The organism is Pseudoxanthomonas sp. 3HH-4 (genome assembly GCF_006716465.1).
In the GTDB taxonomy this organism is placed as follows: domain Bacteria; phylum Pseudomonadota; class Gammaproteobacteria; order Xanthomonadales; family Xanthomonadaceae; genus Pseudoxanthomonas_A.
In genome coordinates this window covers 182,161-199,634 of sequence record NZ_VFPB01000003.1, presented here as the reverse complement: position 1 = coordinate 199,634, position 17,474 = coordinate 182,161, and the positions used below count along the sequence as shown (strand labels likewise).

The following is a 17,474-nucleotide window of genomic DNA, read 5'->3' as shown; positions in this document are numbered from 1 at the left end:
CGACTTCTTCGCCTCTTGCAGGCCTAGGATAGGCCTCGGACCCAACTTAAGTTCTCCTCATCTACGCTGGGCCATCTGAGAAGAATTCAGGGCCCTCGGTCTCATCCCAAGGGCATGTCTCCTCCGCGCCGTCTCGGGTCTACCGCAGCCTTGGCGGTGAGTTGCCGCGCTTCTCGCTCCCGTGCGCGTGAGCTTGGCGCTTCTCGAATGGACAAGTGAAGTGATCCTCTTCTGCAAGTATTCGCCCTAAAATACTGATCTGAAGGCGTGAAGCGAGCCGAAGGATCTAGCAAGAAGGTGTTGCCTAGCCTAGGTATTTGCGAGTAGTTCCTTAGGGGAGTATTACTCGCGCCGCCGGGCCTGCGGGGCATCGGCAGGTGGATCTGCATTCCGGATGAGGCCGACATCCGACCGTCATGCGGAGCGTGGATTTCTCTCCACGACACGTCGCGTGTTCACTCAAAGAGTGAGGGCGCGGAAAGGGACTTCCCATGCCCAGTGCAAATTCGCCGCGCTTGTCTCCTGCTGCTGTCGCACTTTTCCTCCTGGTTTGCTCGATCATATTGGTGCCACTAGGTGCCATCATCACTGAAGTTGTGGCTCAGACCACGGGTGGACCTTCGCAGCCCGGCGTGCTTGCGGAGCCGGATCCTCTCTCAGATGCCGTTTCCGCGACGGGCGCTGAGTTTCGCGTCGATGAATCCGGTGCGGCGACCTACTCCGTTCCCATCTATGCGGTCTCTGGCACGGCCGGTGTGGTGCCAAAGCTCACGTTGAGCTACTCCAGCCAGGGGAACGACGGGCCAGTGGGGAAGGGCTGGGCGATCGGCGGCCTCTCATCTATCTCTCGGTGCCGTGCAACTCGCGAGGCAGGCGACTTCATCGGTGCGGCCACGCCAGATGGTAATCCTAGACCCGTCAACTTCTCGTCCTCCGACCGATTCTGCTTAGACGGACAACGCTTGATTCCGCTAGCTGCTACGTGCCCTTCGGTCAGCGGCATGAGTGGTGTCGCTCTTGCTACCGAAGTCGACTCCTTTCAAAGGGTGTGCGCTTACACAACAAACGGCTCTCAGAGCGGGCCAAGCTTCTTTACGGTAGATGGGAAGGATGGCTCGACGAGCTGGTATGGCGACCGTGACAACAACAGCAGCGCCAACCGGCCAGACGGCTACTTCGAGACAAACTCACCGATTAATCCTGCTGCGGCGTTGAACTGGGCGCAAACACGTTTCCAGGACTCCACAGGCAACTACATCGATTACGTCTATCTTGAGAATCCTGCTGGTGCGGGAACTGGCGAGCATCTGATCAGTGAGGTCCGCTTCACTGGAAAGACAAATCTACCTGGTCAGTCCGGAAATTCATCTGCACCTTACGCAAAGGTGGTTTTTAACTACGGCGTCCGACCTGCGACAAAGTGGAGCAAGGGATACGTGTCTGGAGGGACGTTGACACAAACTCGCTTCCTCACAAGTATCACCTCTTGCGGCAGCATGGGTTGCGCCGGCTTTGAGCAGGCTAGGCACTACCTGCTCACGTATGCGCCGAGCGCTTCCGGCAGCAATGTGGATACGCTGGTTGGACTGCAAGAATGCCGGGATAGCACGGGGGCTGTTTGCTCTGCGCCGACGAGCTTCCTGTGGAGTCAAGGCAAATATGAGTTTGCCACGCAAGAGTCGCCCGGAAATCTCGCTTTAGACATCTCCGCCTTCTCTGGTTACAAGTATGGTGATCTGAACGGAGATGGACGATCCGATCTCGTCTACCTGAGAAGCGGGAGCGGCGGCTGCTCGACCAGTTACATCGTGTCTGCGCTGAGTGTGCTGGACGCCAGCGGCCGGCCGGCGTTTGGAAGTGGAGGCATCATCTGTCTGCCCGCGGCGATTACCACCCGTGGAGTGGGTGCTTGGCATCTTCTCGATTACAACGGTGACGGACGCGATGATCTTTTCGTCAGCGGACCCGCTGGTCAAGGCTGGCGAGTCTATCCTTCCACCGGTATTGGCTTTGACGCAAGTCAGAACTTGATTGCTGGGCTGTCGCCAATTGTCCCTTCAAACACGGCAAAGAGCGATCAAGTCCAGTTGGCGGACCTGAACGGTGACGGCTTGACCGATATCGTTTACCCGAGCGGCGGCGCCATGCGTGTTCGCACCATGGAGCGCCAAGGTGCCACCTTCGGGTGGGGTTCCGAGCGAACCATCGCAATCGACGAGTCAACCATCGGCTGGACGCATCCATTCTGCAATGAGCCCGGCTATTACTGCTCATACACGATAGCAGGCGCGCCAACAAAGGAGACAGGCTACAACCAGCTCGCGGACTTCAACGGCGATTCGGCGTCAGATCTGCTCATCGATATCTCTGAGGTATTGAGCTCCCCGATGGCTTGCACCACCGCAAGGAGCGCTGCTGTGGATGGGGAGCTGCTTTCCCACTCGCGTCCCAATGCGGGGGTCCGGATCACGCCGCTTCTATCAGAGGTGGTGGCTTCCTCTAAGAGAACGAAGTCAGATCCTATTGGGTGTGTGATCGCCTATACGCCGATGCTGCATGCCTTCACCATTCACGCGGCCGACGCTAGCACTGTGTTGCTCAGGTCATATGGAAGTATCGGATCGATAATCGACGGTGTGGATCCAGGTGCTCTGAAGATCGCAGATGGTAACGGCGATGGTCTGACCGACATGTTCTTTCGTCATTTGGGTTCCCAAAGCTGGCGGTTCAGCCAGAATACCGGTGCTGGTTTCCAGGCTCCCGTTGATCTGGGCATAAGCACCTACAAGAACCAGACCCAGTTCCAGGATGTGAATGGCGATGGGCGCGCAGACGCTCTTGTTCTAACTGATTATGGTAGCTACAAGGCATACGCCGTCCGATATGCCTTGAGCACAGGGGGGTATGCCGCCACCGCGTCGCCAATGCCCGGTGGTGGCGCGCGGCTGTGCTCTGGAAGCTGCAATCCCGATCAGTTCTCACCGATGTTCTCAGATTTCGACGCGGACGGAAGTCTTGACTTCATGTCATTCAAGTATGAGAACAATCCTGCGCTGTATGTATCTCGTGCAACGACCCGGTTTGAGCCACGCGACACGATGGTAAAGGTGGTCAATGGACTGGGGTCTGAGACGGACATCGTTTACGCCGCACTGACAAACAAAGACGTCTACCGGCGCGATACCGGTTCACGGAATGGGCTGAACGTCGGTCGCGGCTCCCCCGTGGTCGACCTGATCGCGTCCAGCTACGTTGTTGCGCGTGTATCGAGCAGCGCTCCAATCGCAGGCAATCCCGGCGCCAAGGCTTCGTTGTATTACCGATATGCCGGGGGCAGGGTGCAGGCGGGTGGGCGAGGCTTCTTAGGCTTCCGTGAGACCGTCACTATCGACCCTAACCAGTCTGGCGGTTACGTCGCGACCACAACGTCTTATGCCCAGAATTTTCCATTCGTTGGGGTTCCCACTCAAACGGTCAAATCGGCATTTCCCGGGCAGAGTTATGCCGCTCCCTCCTGCTTGACCCAACCGATCACCAATCTGTGCTACCCAACCTTAGGCGAAGCTTTTCCCGCAATAGGGGGAAGCGCCTTCTCTAGCAATGTTCAGATTTGGGAGGTGGCGCCGGCGTCCCTTGCGGCGCAGGTGCCACTCCACGTTCGCACCGCCGGTTCGGAAGAGTCGGTGCGGGATCCATATACGGGAGTTCAGACCAGCAAGACAGCCACAGCCTTCTCCTACACGGCCGGTGGCAACGTTAGCCAGACCGTTGTTGATACTTTCAATGGCGGCGATACGGCTTGGTCAATGAGGCTGACTACCGACAACACATACGCCGACGATGCCGCAAGGTGGCGACTTGGTCGCCTTACGAGCAGCACCGTGACCCATCAGCGGCCCGGTGAGGTTCCTGTCGTAAGGACTGTGGGCTTCAGTTATGACATGGGTGGGGCTGCTACCGGTCTTATGACCGAGGAACGGACCCAACCCGGTGGGTCGGCCGATCTCGCCCTCACCAAGGCATATCAACTGGACCCATATGGAAATCACTCCATGCTCGTCACGTGTGGGGCGCCCGCCGCCTCGTGCAGCACGGCAGGATTTCAGTTCCACCCCAGCACGCTGGACGCAGTTAAGCGATACTCGCGTGTGGAATACGATTCATTGGGTCGCTTCCCGGTCGCGACCTTCGAGCCGTTCTGGACGGACGCGGGCGGAGAAGAACGTCAAACGTATCGTGTGTTGCAGCGGAACATCTTCGGTGATCCCGTAGAAGCGCTTGACATCAACAACGTTCGAACCCTGGCGATCAAGGGTGCGTTAGGTCGCGACTACTTCGGTTGGAAGAAGACCAGCCCCAATGCGTCGCCAGGTAACGGCGGCATGACCTCGCTTACCACTTACCGTTGGTGTGGCAGCCAAGTGAACTGCCCCGTAGGTGCAAGGATGCGCCAGAAGCTGGCCAGTCCTGGATCGCCGTCTCAGTGGGTTTACATGGACGTCCTAGGACGCACGGTAATGAAGGCCATGGAAACCTTCAATGCTGGCGTGGCTGACCAGGACGTGTCGGCGGTCTGCACTGAATATGACATCACGGGTAAGCCAAGGCGGCTTTCCAATCCGTTCTTCCTTCCTGGCACGGCTGGAACAGACGGACCGACGGGCCTTGATGCTGTCTGCACGTCACCATCGCGCCAGTGGACAACTACGACCTACGACGTCTTGGGGCGCTCAGTGCATGTGTTGGCTGCCGACGGTAGTGAAGTATCGAACAGCTACAGCGGGTTGGCCACAACGGCGGTAGATCCGAGAGGCAATCCGACGACGCAAACGCGTAACGGAAAGGGAGAGCTCGTCTCTGTTCAAGACGCGGCGGGCCTCACCACAAACTATACCTATACGGCAGATGGCAATCTCAAAACAGTCGCGCGCGACGCCGGCGCCGGCACTATCGTCAATTCGTATGTCTACGATGTGCTCGGAAGGAAGATACAGCAGTCTGACCCAGACTCTGGCACCACCACGTTCCAATACAACGCGATGGGAGAGCTCATCGTTCAAACCGATGGCGAAGGGCAACGTATAGAGAATGAGATCGATGCAAGGGCCCGAGTGTGGCGTAAGACGGTAAAACTTGCTAACGGCGCCATAGAAAGTCAAACCACGTCTGTCTTCGATACCGCCCAGAACGGAAGTGGCTCGGTAACCATGGAGACTACGGTTGGCACATATTCTGGGCTCGTCGGTGAGGCCAGCAGTGAGCTGAACATCGTCAACTATCACTACTACGATGCGCTGGGAAGGACTAGTGGCAGCACCTACCAGATCGATAACCAATGGTATATGTCGGCTACCGTCTATGACGCGCTAGGCCGCGTGGTGAGGGTGCAGGACGCCACTTCGCTGTGGACGAAGACGCAGTATGGGAATCGAGGCATCGTCGCTGTTTGCGAAAGCGACTGGACCGATCAGGATCCAAATTGTTCCGTGCCGGCGTCCACCTATCAGCGAATACTGGCCACGGACGCATGGGGTAACGTTACCAAGGAGCGCAGGGCCGATACGGCCGCCATGGAGGTCAACAGGAGTTTCCACCCTCTCACCGGACGCATCGCATCGATATGCGCTGGGTCCACAAGCTGCAATCTCACGAACGAAGCTTACCTTTGGGATGCGGCGGGTAATCTGAGCTCGCATCAGAAAGAGAGCCGTTATCTGGAGGCATTCCAATACGACTCGCTCAATCGCCTGATTGAGGCAAAGGTTCTGGCCCAGAACGGCCAACCCGCGAACCAAGTCACCCTGTCCCAAGGCTACGATGACCTGGGCAATGTGTGCATGAAGAATGGCTTAGGCTTCGATTATGCCGGCGCAGACGGGTGCGGAGGGGCCGCGGCATTGTCCGCTACCCCGTTGGGTAGCCAGGCGAAAATTTCCCCATTGCTCCCGTCTTATCAACATCCTGTCCTGGCCGACAACAGCTTACCGGCGGCTTGGAGAGATAGTCGCGCTCACAAGGCCCCCGAAACGCCTACTCGCCGCTACAGCGAGTCAAGTGCAAGTTCTGCAGGGCTGGATCTGGGGGAGGGGAGGCGCGGGATCTCCAGCTATGGAGCCACCACAGGCATGGTCTCGATGTCGGGCGGATCTGGTAGTCCGCACGCCGTCAGCCAGTCCGGCACCGGCACCAGCGCGACCTTCTATTACTACGACATGCGCGGAAATCAAACCTTGCGCGATGCACCTGGCACGGCCAACGACAGGACGGTGAAATACTCGGTAGACAACAAGGCCTATGAAATCCTCATGGGCAATGGTCAGCGGGTTCGATTCTGGTATGGGCCGGACGGAAAGCGCTACAAAAAAGAGGAGGCTGGAAAAGTAACGCTCTACGTCAACGGCGTTGAAGTGATCACCCAAGGCGGTGCAACAAGCTTCAAGCGCTATCTGGGAAGCGTGGCCATTCAAACCGTCATCGCCGGCACGGTCAACAGCACAAGGTTCCTCTTCCAAGATCACCTTGGGAGCTTGGTTCGTGTTGCCAACGCCGACGGGTCAGTAGCAGAAGGGTTGGATTACGCACCGTTCGGCGGGCGACGCAGTTACGCGGATCCTGCCGCGCCGGGCTCTGCTCCCTCTACGACAAATAGAGGGTTCACCGGTCACGAGGGGCTGGATGGGACGGGCGTAATTCACATGAACGGGCGAATCTACGATTCGGAGGTGGGTCGTTTCATGCAAGCGGATCCGTTCGTCCAGGCGCCTGACAATACTCAGAGCTGGAATGCCTATACCTACGTCTTCAACAACCCACTCGCATACACCGATCCCTCAGGAAACCTAACATTCCGACAGGTCCTGGGCATCGCCATAGCGATCATAGGCACCTACGTCACCTGGGGCATGGACGGAGGATTCTTCGCCAAGCTCGGTGTCGCCATCGCATTCGGCGCGGCGTCGGGATATGTAGCGACGGGCACTCTCCGCGGCGCGGTCACAGGCGCGCTCACTGCCGGCATCACGATGGGCATTGGCCAGTTGGGTCTGGACATATGGGGCCGCATCGTGTTTCAAGGAATGACGGGCGGTATCGCGGAAACTCTCAATGGAGGCAACTTCGGCAATGGCTTTGTGGCTGCGGGTCTCACTGCCGCCGTGATGCCGCAACTCAGCGGCATCAAGAACGACCTGGGCCGGATCACGACTGGAGCGTTGTTGGGTGGAACGATATCTACTGCAACCGGGGGCAAGTTTGCCAACGGAGCCATCAGTGGGGCGATCCAAGGCGCAATGGCAAAGAGGAGCGATGGGATTCGGACGGCCAGTCGAGCCGGAAGAGCCCCAGAGAACATGGAGCTGGCAAATACCGCGATGAGGGATGCGCAGGCTGCTCTGGTCAAGTCCGGGTTTTATGCTCGGGTTGCAGCTAACTACTACACGTCCGAACGTCAGATCGCTCAAGCTTGGGGTGAAGTGGTGCTCCCCATTGCTGAGTTTCATAAGGTCGAGATCGGGGCTTGGATCGCTCAGGCACCCAATGGGGCGTGGTCAGTGAGTGGACCTTGGAGCAATGGCGCTTATGATTGGGTCATGCCGGCCGATGCAAAGCTACCGTTGTTCTCGAAGACAGCTTGGGTCCATACCCATCCGTCCATCCCTTCAGGCGTTCAATTGTCCGGAAGAGACAACCTTATCGATAATCGCGACGGTGAGCTGTTCGCCAGAACGCATGATGACGCGAGCGACGTCATCTTCGCTCTGTCTGAGAAGGTGAACGTTTACTCCTATGGTGGCTCACCTGTCACGCTGTCGTCTTTCAGTTACGCAGATGCCTTGATGCAAACTCCATCAGGCGGTTCCAACTATGCATGCACCATCATCCAGCCTGTCGACTGTGGGAACTGATATGAGAGCGATTTCGTTTGGGATACTCGTTCTGCTTCCTTTACTGGCTTCGTGCCAAGCGGAGGATAGACCCGCCACGGAAGCTGGGTCCGCGAGGCCGTTCTGCGGCGTTTCAAAGGCATCTGAGGCTGACCCCTGTCATGTTTCGATCTATACCCTGGCAGCTCACCCTGACTACTTTGATGGGAAGTTCGTCCGGATTTCTGGGTTCTATACCAAAGGTCTGATGGACGTTCTCTTCTTCGACAGGGACTCGTCCGAAAACGTCATCTTGAAGAACGCGGTAGCCCTGCTGGACACAACCCCTCAGCATCAGGAGAAGCTCACGCTTCGGCTGAATCGATACGTGGAGGTGGTCGGGAAGTTCTCGCAGACAATCAGAGAGCCGGGCGAGTTCTCGGGCCCGTCCTATGGACAGTTTCTTGGCACGCTTAACGTGGTGAAGGTTGGATCCGCACTCAACACTCACACGCCATACGCGTGCTGGGATCCACAGCGCGATCGCGCTAGGGATCCTAAGACTGTCCGGGCTCTGCTTGGTGAGCAGGTATGCAACGAGGCGCCCCCTGCTGAACCTGCCCCGTCATCCAAATAACTGAAATGCAATTAGCCCGTTCGGAATAGACCACTTCCCGCTTCGCCTTGTGTGGCAGGAGTATCCAGCCAGTGACAAATTCAGTTCAAGAAACCGCAGAGGCTCATGCTGCACTTGGCTCGGCTTTGGACAAGGCTTTGAAGTCCATCGAGGGTGGCGGCCCGATTCCTTGGGCCGACCTAGAAGCAGCAGTAGAGATTGCGATCAAACATGCTCTTGCCGAAGTAGACGACCTGCGGCCTATCAAGGAAAGAGCTCTGCCCGTTGAGAGACTGAAGGATTTGCTGAGACAGATCAGGGATCGCTATGGTGCCAATCAAAAGTGTAAGAGTAAGATCTAGGATGCACAGTGGTGCGGACCGCAATTAGAGGAATCCAACCCAGTGGTTAGTGTCGCGTGTCGCTCCTGGAGGATGATCCCGTCATCCAGGCAGCGCCGACTTCGCAAGTAAGTTGTCTTAGTTGGCCGTTCCTGTTCTGGATGTGCTGGCGAAGAACTCCGACAAGTTCCGCGTCATCGAGTGATTGCGCACCTGCTAGAAACGTTAGCTCGGCTACGCGAGCGCGCCGTCGTGCCTCCTCCATCTTCGCCTTTCGCTTGGCTTTAGAATCTCGTCGCTGGCTCGCTAAAAGCTCACGCGCTTGCAGCTGCGCGAGCTGCTGCGTGGCTCGCTGGATTCGATCATGGTATTGATTTGGGGCTGTCATTCCGATCTCCGCTTCTAATCTGCCTTGAGTGAAGCAAAGAAATCGGTCGCGTCAAGATCGGCCGGCCCGCCAAATCTGCAGGCCATTCAAGTCCCCCTACGACTGAGAGTCAGAGCCAAAGCTGGAAGAGCAAGAGCGCACTTAGGCATTCCCCTTCGGGGAACGCGTGCGCCAAGGGCTTCGCCCCTGGAACCCCAAGCCGTTCCCGGCTTGCGTAAATCAGAAGCCGAGGCATAAAGAGCGGAGCACGAACAGGAGCTCCCCATGGCGATCTACCACGCACGCGTCAAAACTTTCAGCCGCGCTAAAGGCCATTCGTCTGTCGCCGCCGCGGCCTATCGCGCGGGCCTGCTGCTCGTCGACGAGAAGACGGGCGCGCGGCACGACTACTGCAGGCGTGGCGGCGTCGTGGAAACGCGCTGCGTGGTTCCGACCGATGCCCCGGATTGGTCGATGGTTCCGGCACGGCTCTGGTGCGCGGCCGAGCACGCAGAGCGGCGCAAGGACGCGACCGTTGCCCGTGAGTTCGAAATTGCGCTGCCGCACGAACTCGACGACGACCAGCGATCAGCGCTCGCTGCGGAGCTCACCCGTGCCTTGGTCGATCGTTACCAGTTCGCCGCTCAGGCGAGCATCCACTCGCCGGACGCCAAAGGCGGCTTGAACTGGCACCTACATGTCCTCGCCACCACCCGCCGACTGGATGCCGATGGATTGGCGGATAAGACCAGGGAACTAGACGGCGGGCCGGCGGGGAGGGCGGAGGTCGAGTGGGTTAGAGAGATGGTCGCTCGGGTGACCAATGCCCACCTCGCTGCTGCGCAGGTCGGTGCCCAAGTGGATCACCGAAGCCTTGAGGCCCAAGCCGCAGCCGCGATGGCCCGAGGCGATGTAGTGTCCGCTGCGCTCTTGAGCCGCCGGCCTACGAAACACGTCGGGAAGAACGCAGCGGCCTTGGCCCGGCGAGGCGAAGACACCGAGCGCGCCGCACTCAATGCGGCAATCCAAGAGGAGAACTATGAGGAATTCGAGAAGCTCCTCCAGACGTTTGAGCGGGAGGGCAGGGCAATGGCATCGACGGATGGTCACGGTCTAGAGCAAGCTCGCCGCGATCGCCGGAGGGCGAACCCCCGTGGGGTCGACTTGACGCTGCCCGGAGGCGGGCAGATGCGTGGAGTCCAAGGGATCGCGGGTCTGACCGTCGGACAGATCGCTGTGCCTCCCCGAAGCCCGGGCCCTTCGACACAAGACCTTTTTGGTGAGGCAGTCCAACTGTGGCTTGATGACGCATTGGCAACGGTCATCGATCTGCTCAAGAACGCCCGGCGTTTCCTCGAGGACCACGCCAGCCGCCTTGCTGCCTTTGCCGATCATTCGCGCCTGCGCACCGACCTGCGCGAGCTGATCAAGCGGCTCAAGACGCTTCGGCGTTGGGCGACGGAACGCGGGCGGCGGCAGCTCGCGGAGCGCCACGCGCTGAAGTTGCTCCATAGAGCGGAACATTCTCTGGAAGAGTTCGTCGAATCCAACCCGAAGCCGGCCGACGGGACGGAGAAGGACTGGGCAAGACGCCGCGGACGCAGATTGGCGGCGATTGAGCAGCGTTTGGCTGCGCTAAAGGCCGCCAGAGAGGCCCGGTCACCCGAGGCCGAAGCTGCGTGTGAACAGCGGCTGGTGAGCGCTGTAGAAGCGGTGGAAGCGTGGAGCAGCCACCTGCTCAAGAACTACCCGCTGGAGTCCGATTCGCTGCCACCGGCCTTCGGGCCAGTCGACAGCGCGAAGCTGAGTGCTGAAGCGGCAAAGCCGCCGCCCCCTAAACCTCGGCTGCATTGAACGACTACGCCCCGCGATGGCGGGGCATGGTCATGACGCTTGGTTCTGATTTCAATGAAGCGTGGGCCCTTTGCGATCCGTCTTTTCGGGGGATGCATTGCCCTGACCCCGGCGTTGGGTAAGCAAGCCGCCCAGGGGAGGAAGGACCGGCCGTTCGATGACCCTTTCCTTGGTCGCCATTCTGGGGGAGGCCGTCCCTTCGGTCGGTGGTTTGTTGTCCAGTGTCGGCATACCCCGGCCTCGCTTGCTCAAGATTTCGGCGGCCACCTCCAGGGCGAGCTCAATGGCCTCTGACCTTTGCTCGGGGGTCTTGCCTTGGGTCTGGTAGAGCGTGCCGCTCAACAGTTGGGTGGCGATACGAACTTGGGGATCTGGCATGGTTGCTCCGGTTGCGGGGGAAGGAACTCGCAGCCAAGCAGCATTTACGAATTGCGCAAGTTCGCGCACCGGAATTACTTCACAAAATTGATTATCGGCGTCAAAAAAGTGTCGCCTTCACCAGTATGGTGCGGCGGACGATAGGGGTGACTCGACGGTAACTGCATGTAGCTGTCGGGTTGATCCGGCACCCCGTCCTGCCACTAGAATCCTCGGACACAAACCAGGAGACCCCGCCAAACGGGTTCTGCAGTCAATTCAAGCGGTTAGGTGGGACCTACCTCCATCCCACTCTCTCCGCCACTTCGGCCGCCATGAAATGTAGGATGGGTTGAGCGTAGCGATACCCATCGCTTCGGTGCGCCTGATCATCCGCGATGATGGGTAGACCGGCTTCGCCATTGAAAGCCGCTGCGCTCTACTCAACCTACGTGTTGGAGGAACCGGTCATGCGTCGTCTCCTTGTGCTGGCATTGCTCCTTCTGCACGGCGCCGCATGGGCGGCAGGGCCGCCGGCCCGCGTCATCCTCATCGGTACCTACCACTTCAGTAATCCGGGTCAGGACCAGGCCAACGTGGAGTCGGTAGACGTCACGGTGCCCCGGCGTCAGGCGGAACTGCAGGCGGTGACCGATGCCCTGGCCGGGTTTCAACCGACATTCGTCGGCGTCGAGTGGCCGGCTGAAGCGGCGCGCGACAACTACGCGCGTTATCTCGACGGCACACTGCCGGCCTCCCGCAATGAGGTCGTGCAGTTGGGATTCCGCTTGGCCAAGCAGGTGGGGCTCGATCGCGCTCACGGGCTGGATGTCCCGGGTGACTTCCCATTCGAACCATTGAGCGCGTGGGCGCAGGTCAATGGCAAATCGGGCGATCTGCAAGCGCTGATGGCGCAGGCCCAGGGCATCACGGCGCGAATTACCGAACTGCAAACCACCCACAGCATCGGCGGCGTGCTGCGCGAGATGAACACGCCGCAGGCCCTCGATGAGGCCGCGAGCTTTTACGCGGAGTTCCTGCGCTACGGAAGCGGTGAGCAGCAGCCAGGGGTCGAACTCAATGCCGCGTGGGCGAAGCGCAATTTCGCGATCTGTGCGCGACTGTTGCAAGCACTCAAGCCCGGTGATCGCGCGGTGGTGTTCTACGGGCAGGGACACGTTCCTCAGCTAGCAGCCTGTTTGCGGTCTGCGCCGGGCGTCGAGCTTGTCGAGGCGGGGGCGTTTCTTCCGTCCTCTTGAACGCAAGAAAGGTAGGATGGGTTGAGCATAGCGATACCCATCGCTTCGGCGCGCCTGATCGTCCGCGATGATGGGTATCGCTGCGCTAAACCCATTTTACGGACTGTTTTAAGTAGGCTCGACATCACGGATCAGCGCTTAAGGAGAAGAGTTTATGTCTGACGCAGCAGCGGTTACGGCAGCACCGGAGAAGGCTGCACGCCGGAAGATTCCTGGAGGTCTTCCCTACACGACGAGCCACGGCGTCTTGAAGCGGGTCATGGATAAGATTCCAACATCGGAGAAACCCTCCGTCTTCAATACTGATTTCCTCGCTACCGTCATGGGCGCCACCGGCGGTGCAGCTAGGCCTATTCCACCCATCCTGAAAACGGTGGGATTCCTCAGTCAATCAGGAGCACCCACGGAGCTGTATTCGCAGTTTCAGACTGACGCCGGCAGGGCAGGGGCCGCGGTTCAGGCATTAAAGAACGGATTCGCCGAGATCTTCCGGCGGAATCAGTATGCCCATCGCGCTGACAGGCCCGCATTGACCGATATCGTTGTGGCGGTCACGGGGTTGCCTAAAACCGACTCTGTCGTGGGTTACATGGTCAACACGTTTCAGGTGTTTCAACAATACGGAAAGGACTTCCGCGAGGACCAGGCTCAGCCGGACAAAGATAAGGAACTAGAGCAGCCGGTTCGAGACGGCGTGCCGGGCACGCCGGTTGAAACGCTGCAGAAGAGTTTGGCGCTGGCTTATAACATCAACATCATTTTGCCCGAGAGCACGAATGTTGAGGTCTACAACGCTATCTTCCGCAGCCTTAAAGGCAACCTCCTGACATGAACGACCACACCGTTGAGTTATTCGTTCTCAAATGTGCGGTGATTCAGTCCGGCGTGAATGCTGAGAATGTCGCGGCCAATCCTGACTATGCGAAGGGCGTGGAACAGTGGGACGACAATCTTGAGCCGTTCATTAGGCAGTTCGAGTTGGCTAATCGTAGAAACGCGGTAAAAATGGCGCGTTACTACGAGCTTTTCTATCTGCTTGAGAACGACATCCGTCGCCTCATCATTGAAACTATGGAAGCGGCTCACGGTGACAACTGGTGGGATACGCGCGTGCCGCAAGGCGTCTTAGATGAAGTAAAGAAGAATCAGGCGCGTGAAGCTCAGGCGGCAGTGACTCAGCGGTCTGACGACAAAATTGACTACACGACCTTTGGGCAGCTCGGCGACATCATTCGCGAGAATTGGAGTGACTTCGCGGGGATGCTCAGCAATCAGTCGGCGGTCGGCCGCGTTCTCTCTGGCCTGAACATGCTTCGCGGGACTATTGCCCACTGCGGTGTACTAGCCGACGACGAAGTTGATCGGCTAAAGCTGGCCATCCGAGATTGGTTTCGGGTCTTAGAAGGGCCAAAAAGCTGAAGCACTCAATGTGGCGCGTCGAGCTTATACGTGAGCATTTCTACTCGATCTTAGTAGTTAATCGCGTATCAGGTGCTGCCAATACCGTCGTTGCCAGATGCCGCGTTCGCCCTTGTCGATGCGGCTGGCGCGTCGATGTTCGCCAAGCGGCAGATTGCGAGAGAACCAGGTCTTGATGAGGCGCCAGCGCAAAGGGAAGTCGGCATCGCCCCATGGTAGGGTCCGGATGGCGTGCAGGTGATCGGGCAGTACGACCATAGCATCGATGACAAAGGGATGCCGTTGGCGTGCGTACCGGATCGCGTCGCGCAACAGGTCGATGTGGTCGACCAGCAGCGTGGCACGACGGTCAGCGAGATTGACCGTGAAGAAGTAGGTGGCGCCGGGGACGAGAGTGCGTCGGTAGTCGGTCATTCCTTGACCTCGGAGATGGCGTTGATGGGTAGACCGGCTTCGCCGTTGAAGGCCGCTTCGCTCAACCCATCCTACGACTATCCGCTAGCTTTCCGCAGAGTTGCACGTTGCGCCCAGCCGTTAGACTTGGCCATGGGCTCTATCGGACATCACCCCACATGAAACTTACCCCCACCCCCATCGCCGCCGCCATCGCCGGCCTCTTCGCCGGCATCGTGATGCCGTTGATCTGGCCGCGATTGGGGGACGAAACGTTGAACTGGGTGTTCGCGTTCCTGCTGGTGGTCGCGTTACCCGTGCATGGGCTGGTGGTGGGTTTCACTCCGTCGCGCGAAGCGCGGGCGGCCGGGGCGCTGGATACCGCGTTGCTCAAGCGCGTGACGATCTGGCTGGTGGCGGCCGTGGCGACGGTCGCGTTGATGAAGATCCTGTTGGCCTGACCGGTGGACCGAGGCGTCGGGTGCGGCGCCCCATGAGGTCCGACCATCCGGCACCGTCGTGCACGGGGCATCGCTGACCAGGATGGCCGAGGCTTTTTCACTGGCGTGTCAGGCCATGTGCGAGTAGGGCCAGGCTTTTTCGCTCTCGTGCCAGGCTTTGCGTGAGTAGAGCCAGGCTTTTCGCCTCTCGCGCCAGGCTTTGCGTGAGTAGAGCCGGGCTTTTTCCCTCTCGTGCCAGGCGATGTGTGAGTAGAGCCGGGCTTTTTCCCTCTCGCGCCAGGCTATGTGTGAGTAGAGCCAGGCTTTTCGCCTCTCTCGCCAGGCTTTGTGTGAGTAGAGGGGAATGATCCGCCCTGTACGCCTGTCCGGGTCGGCAAGCGCACAAGGCGGGCACGCTGGCGCCGCTGTCAGTCCAACCGCTCCAGCAACACCTTCGCCACCTCTTGCGCCGAGGCCGGGTTCTGGCCGGTGATCAGTTCCCGATCGACCACCACGTTCGATTGCCACGGCTGGGCATTGCTGCGGTACTGCACGCCGGCCTGTTGCAGCGCGGTCTGCGGGTAGAACTTCATGCGGCCGCCGTTGAGCGCGGCCTTGGCCTGTTCTTCCTCATCGTTGCTGATCACCGTGACCTGGTAGCCGGCGTAGATCCAGTCGGCCGGCGCCGGGGCGCGGTTGTCGCGTTCCATCCGCTGCACGAAGGCGGCGTTGCGCGGCAGTGTGGACAACAGGGCGATGGGGCCGTGGCAGACCAGGGCGGTGGGCTTGCCCTGCTGGTGGAAGTCGGTCAGCAGGCGACCCAGCGCCGGGCTGGTCAGCAGGTCCTGCATGGGCGCGTGGCCGCCGGGAATGTAGACGGCGTCGAATTCGCCATAGCCGATCTGTTCCACCCGGGCCAGGCTGAGCACCGGCGATTGGGTGGCGGACGTCAGCTTCAACTGTGCCAGCAGGTCGGCGTGCGATTGCAGGCTGGCTGCGTCGTTGCCGAAGTAGGCCTTGTCCACCGAGGTGCGGTCCACCGTCGGTGCGCGGCCTTCCGGCGTGGCGAAGGTGATCTCGTGGCCGGCGTCGCGCAGTGCCTTGACCGGCTGCATCAGTTCGTTGAGGTAGAAGCCGGTGGGGTAGACCTGGCCGTCGCGCAGGTCGAGGTGGTCGGCATCGGACAGCACCACCAGCACGTGGGCGGCCAGGGCGTTGGCCGAGGCGAAGGCAAGCAGGACGGCGGCGGTGAGAGGGGCGAGCAGTTTCATGGGGGTCTCCGGTGCGGGCGGGAAGCCCGGGGTGGCGCGCACTGTATTCCTGGCGCGCGAGGCGATAAATTGGCCTGAGAGGGATTCATCTGTTCTCCGGAGGCAAGAATGGCGCGACGGTTCGATCACCTGGCCGATGTCGAGGCGCTGGTGGCGGTGGTGGACCACGGCTCGCTGACGGCTGCGGCGGTGGCGCTGTCCACCACGCCGTCGGTGATCAGCCGCGCGGTCGCCCGCCTGGAAACGCGGCTGGGCAACCAGTTGCTGCGTCGGACCACGCGCCGGACCAGCCTGACCGAAGCCGGCCGCCTGTATGTGGAGCAGGCGCGTGCCGCGTTCCACCTGATCGACGACGCCGAGCGTGCGGTGCAGGGCGAGGCCGGCACGCTCAACGGGCAGGTGCGGATCAGCGTGCCGACCACCTACGGCCACTACCGGCTGCCGTGGCTGCTGCGGGACTTCGTGCAGCGACACCCGCAGGTGCGGCTGGAGGTGAACATCGCCAACCGCAACGTGGACCTGGTGGCCGAGGGCTACGACCTGGCCATCCGGCTCGGCGCGCTGCCCGACAGCGGGCTGGTGGGCAGGACACTGGAAGACGCCACGCTCAGCGTGGTGGCCTCACCGGACTACCTGGCTGCGCACGGCACGCCGCATACGCTGGACGACCTGGCGACGCATGTCTGCCTGCCGTTCGTGCTGCCCAGCAGCGGACGCGTGGCGCCGTGGCTGTTCCGCGTGGACGGCGGTGACGTGGACTGGGTGCCGTGCTCGCGCCTCGAGGTGTCCGATGACGTGCTGGGTGTGGTGTCGCTGGCACAGGCCGGCGTCGGCATCTGCCAGACGTACGACTTCATCATCGATGCCTGCACGCGTCGCGGTGCGGAGCTGGCGCGTGTGTTGCCGGAGCTGTCGGGACGCACGCGTCCGTTCTCGTTGATCTACGCGCCGCATCGTCGTCTCTCCGCAGCATCGCGTGCGTTGATCGACGCCCTGGTGTCGGCGACAACGACGCGCACGTGAGCATCGCTCGCACGCGACATCACGTGCAGTGATGTTGAAAAAACGCGGATTTCCCGGCGGAATTTAACGTTCTTAACATCACGTTGACCTTTGCGACGACGAGGCGGACTACAATGCTGCATCGCATCAGTCGATGTCCGCGTCCACATCCGGAGATGGACGCGCATCTGTAGCGCGCTTGCGCGCAGCGTGTTCCGCACGCGGCAACCCTCTTCCTGCGCCTGCCTTGCAGCGCCTTTCCGATGCGATCGATCCCCGCCTGCGTCCGTTGA

12 protein-coding genes are annotated in these 17,474 nt (G+C 60.1%); 8 read left to right on the top strand and 4 right to left on the bottom strand.

Going from position 1 to position 17,474, the window contains the following annotated elements; translation table 11 throughout:
* Positions 1–491: 491 nt before the first annotated feature.
* Together FB548_RS10850 and FB548_RS10840 are read left to right on the top strand one after the other, a co-directional pair.
* Positions 492–7,904: an RHS repeat-associated core domain-containing protein gene (locus tag FB548_RS10850; protein WP_142124796.1), complete on the top strand. Its 7,413-nt coding sequence runs from the start codon at positions 492–494 to the stop codon at positions 7,902–7,904.
* Between the two features lie 666 nt (positions 7,905–8,570).
* A complete protein-coding gene (locus tag FB548_RS10840; protein WP_142124794.1) occupies positions 8,571–8,840 on the top strand; it encodes a hypothetical protein in 270 nt (89 codons plus the stop codon).
* A 46-nt stretch (positions 8,841–8,886) separates the two neighbouring features.
* Here FB548_RS10840 and FB548_RS18995 read toward each other — a convergent pair whose 3' ends face one another.
* Entirely contained in the window at positions 8,887–9,207 is a 321-nt protein-coding gene (locus tag FB548_RS18995; protein WP_255470503.1) for a hypothetical protein, read from the bottom strand.
* Between the two features lie 264 nt (positions 9,208–9,471).
* Between FB548_RS18995 and FB548_RS10830 the strand changes: the two genes are divergently transcribed.
* Positions 9,472–11,040: a MobA/MobL family protein gene (locus FB548_RS10830; protein ID WP_142124793.1), complete on the top strand. Its 1,569-nt coding sequence runs from the start codon at positions 9,472–9,474 to the stop codon at positions 11,038–11,040.
* A gap of 51 nt (positions 11,041–11,091) precedes the next feature.
* Here the strand turns inward: FB548_RS10830 and FB548_RS10825 are convergent, their stop codons facing one another.
* The gene (locus tag FB548_RS10825) at positions 11,092–11,418 is read right to left on the bottom strand and encodes a hypothetical protein (protein ID WP_142124792.1); all 327 of its coding nucleotides are present in this window, start codon (positions 11,416–11,418) and stop codon (positions 11,092–11,094) included.
* A gap of 449 nt (positions 11,419–11,867) precedes the next feature.
* On the opposite strand from FB548_RS10825, the gene FB548_RS10820 reads away from it, so the two are divergent.
* From FB548_RS10820 to FB548_RS10810, 3 genes are all read left to right on the top strand, one after another.
* A complete protein-coding gene (locus tag FB548_RS10820) occupies positions 11,868–12,656 on the top strand; it encodes a DUF5694 domain-containing protein (RefSeq protein WP_142124791.1) in 789 nt (262 codons plus the stop codon).
* A gap of 154 nt (positions 12,657–12,810) precedes the next feature.
* Entirely contained in the window at positions 12,811–13,488 is a 678-nt protein-coding gene (locus FB548_RS10815; RefSeq protein WP_142124790.1) for a DUF5343 domain-containing protein, read from the top strand.
* Positions 13,485–14,075, top strand: a complete 591-nt coding sequence (locus tag FB548_RS10810) for a Swt1 family HEPN domain-containing protein (protein WP_142124789.1) — start codon at positions 13,485–13,487, stop codon at positions 14,073–14,075. The genes FB548_RS10815 and FB548_RS10810 overlap by 4 nt, the downstream gene beginning before the upstream one ends.
* Before the next feature lie 57 nt (positions 14,076–14,132).
* Here the strand turns inward: FB548_RS10810 and FB548_RS10805 are convergent, their stop codons facing one another.
* The gene (locus tag FB548_RS10805) at positions 14,133–14,489 is read right to left on the bottom strand and encodes a transposase (protein ID WP_185742084.1); all 357 of its coding nucleotides are present in this window, start codon (positions 14,487–14,489) and stop codon (positions 14,133–14,135) included.
* Between the two features lie 158 nt (positions 14,490–14,647).
* Here FB548_RS10805 and FB548_RS10800 point away from each other — a divergent pair, with 158 nt between their 5' ends.
* Entirely contained in the window at positions 14,648–14,929 is a 282-nt protein-coding gene (locus FB548_RS10800; RefSeq protein WP_142124788.1) for a hypothetical protein, read from the top strand.
* A 407-nt stretch (positions 14,930–15,336) separates the two neighbouring features.
* Here the strand turns inward: FB548_RS10800 and FB548_RS10795 are convergent, their stop codons facing one another.
* Entirely contained in the window at positions 15,337–16,179 is an 843-nt protein-coding gene (locus FB548_RS10795; RefSeq protein ID WP_142124787.1) for a type 1 glutamine amidotransferase domain-containing protein, read from the bottom strand.
* A 108-nt stretch (positions 16,180–16,287) separates the two neighbouring features.
* Between FB548_RS10795 and FB548_RS10790 the strand changes: the two genes are divergently transcribed.
* Entirely contained in the window at positions 16,288–17,202 is a 915-nt protein-coding gene (locus FB548_RS10790; RefSeq protein ID WP_142124786.1) for a LysR family transcriptional regulator, read from the top strand.
* Positions 17,203–17,474: the final 272 nt, after the last annotated feature.

Bases quoted from the DNA above. Each gene is read 5' to 3' on its own strand.
- FB548_RS10850 (WP_142124796.1), top strand. From the start codon at position 492: ATGCCCAGTGCAAATTCGCCGCGCTTGTCTCCTGCTGCTGTCGCACTT.
- FB548_RS18995 (WP_255470503.1), bottom strand. From the start codon at position 9,207: ATGACAGCCCCAAATCAATACCATGATCGAATCCAGCGAGCCACGCAG.
- FB548_RS10830 (WP_142124793.1), top strand. From the start codon at position 9,472: ATGGCGATCTACCACGCACGCGTCAAAACTTTCAGCCGCGCTAAAGGC.
- FB548_RS10825 (WP_142124792.1), bottom strand. From the start codon at position 11,418: ATGCCAGATCCCCAAGTTCGTATCGCCACCCAACTGTTGAGCGGCACG.
- FB548_RS10820 (WP_142124791.1), top strand. From the start codon at position 11,868: ATGCGTCGTCTCCTTGTGCTGGCATTGCTCCTTCTGCACGGCGCCGCA.
- FB548_RS10815 (WP_142124790.1), top strand. From the start codon at position 12,811: ATGTCTGACGCAGCAGCGGTTACGGCAGCACCGGAGAAGGCTGCACGC.
- FB548_RS10810 (WP_142124789.1), top strand. From the start codon at position 13,485: ATGAACGACCACACCGTTGAGTTATTCGTTCTCAAATGTGCGGTGATT.
- FB548_RS10805 (WP_185742084.1), bottom strand. From the start codon at position 14,489: ATGACCGACTACCGACGCACTCTCGTCCCCGGCGCCACCTACTTCTTC.
- FB548_RS10800 (WP_142124788.1), top strand. From the start codon at position 14,648: ATGAAACTTACCCCCACCCCCATCGCCGCCGCCATCGCCGGCCTCTTC.
- FB548_RS10795 (WP_142124787.1), bottom strand. From the start codon at position 16,179: ATGAAACTGCTCGCCCCTCTCACCGCCGCCGTCCTGCTTGCCTTCGCC.
- FB548_RS10790 (WP_142124786.1), top strand. From the start codon at position 16,288: ATGGCGCGACGGTTCGATCACCTGGCCGATGTCGAGGCGCTGGTGGCG.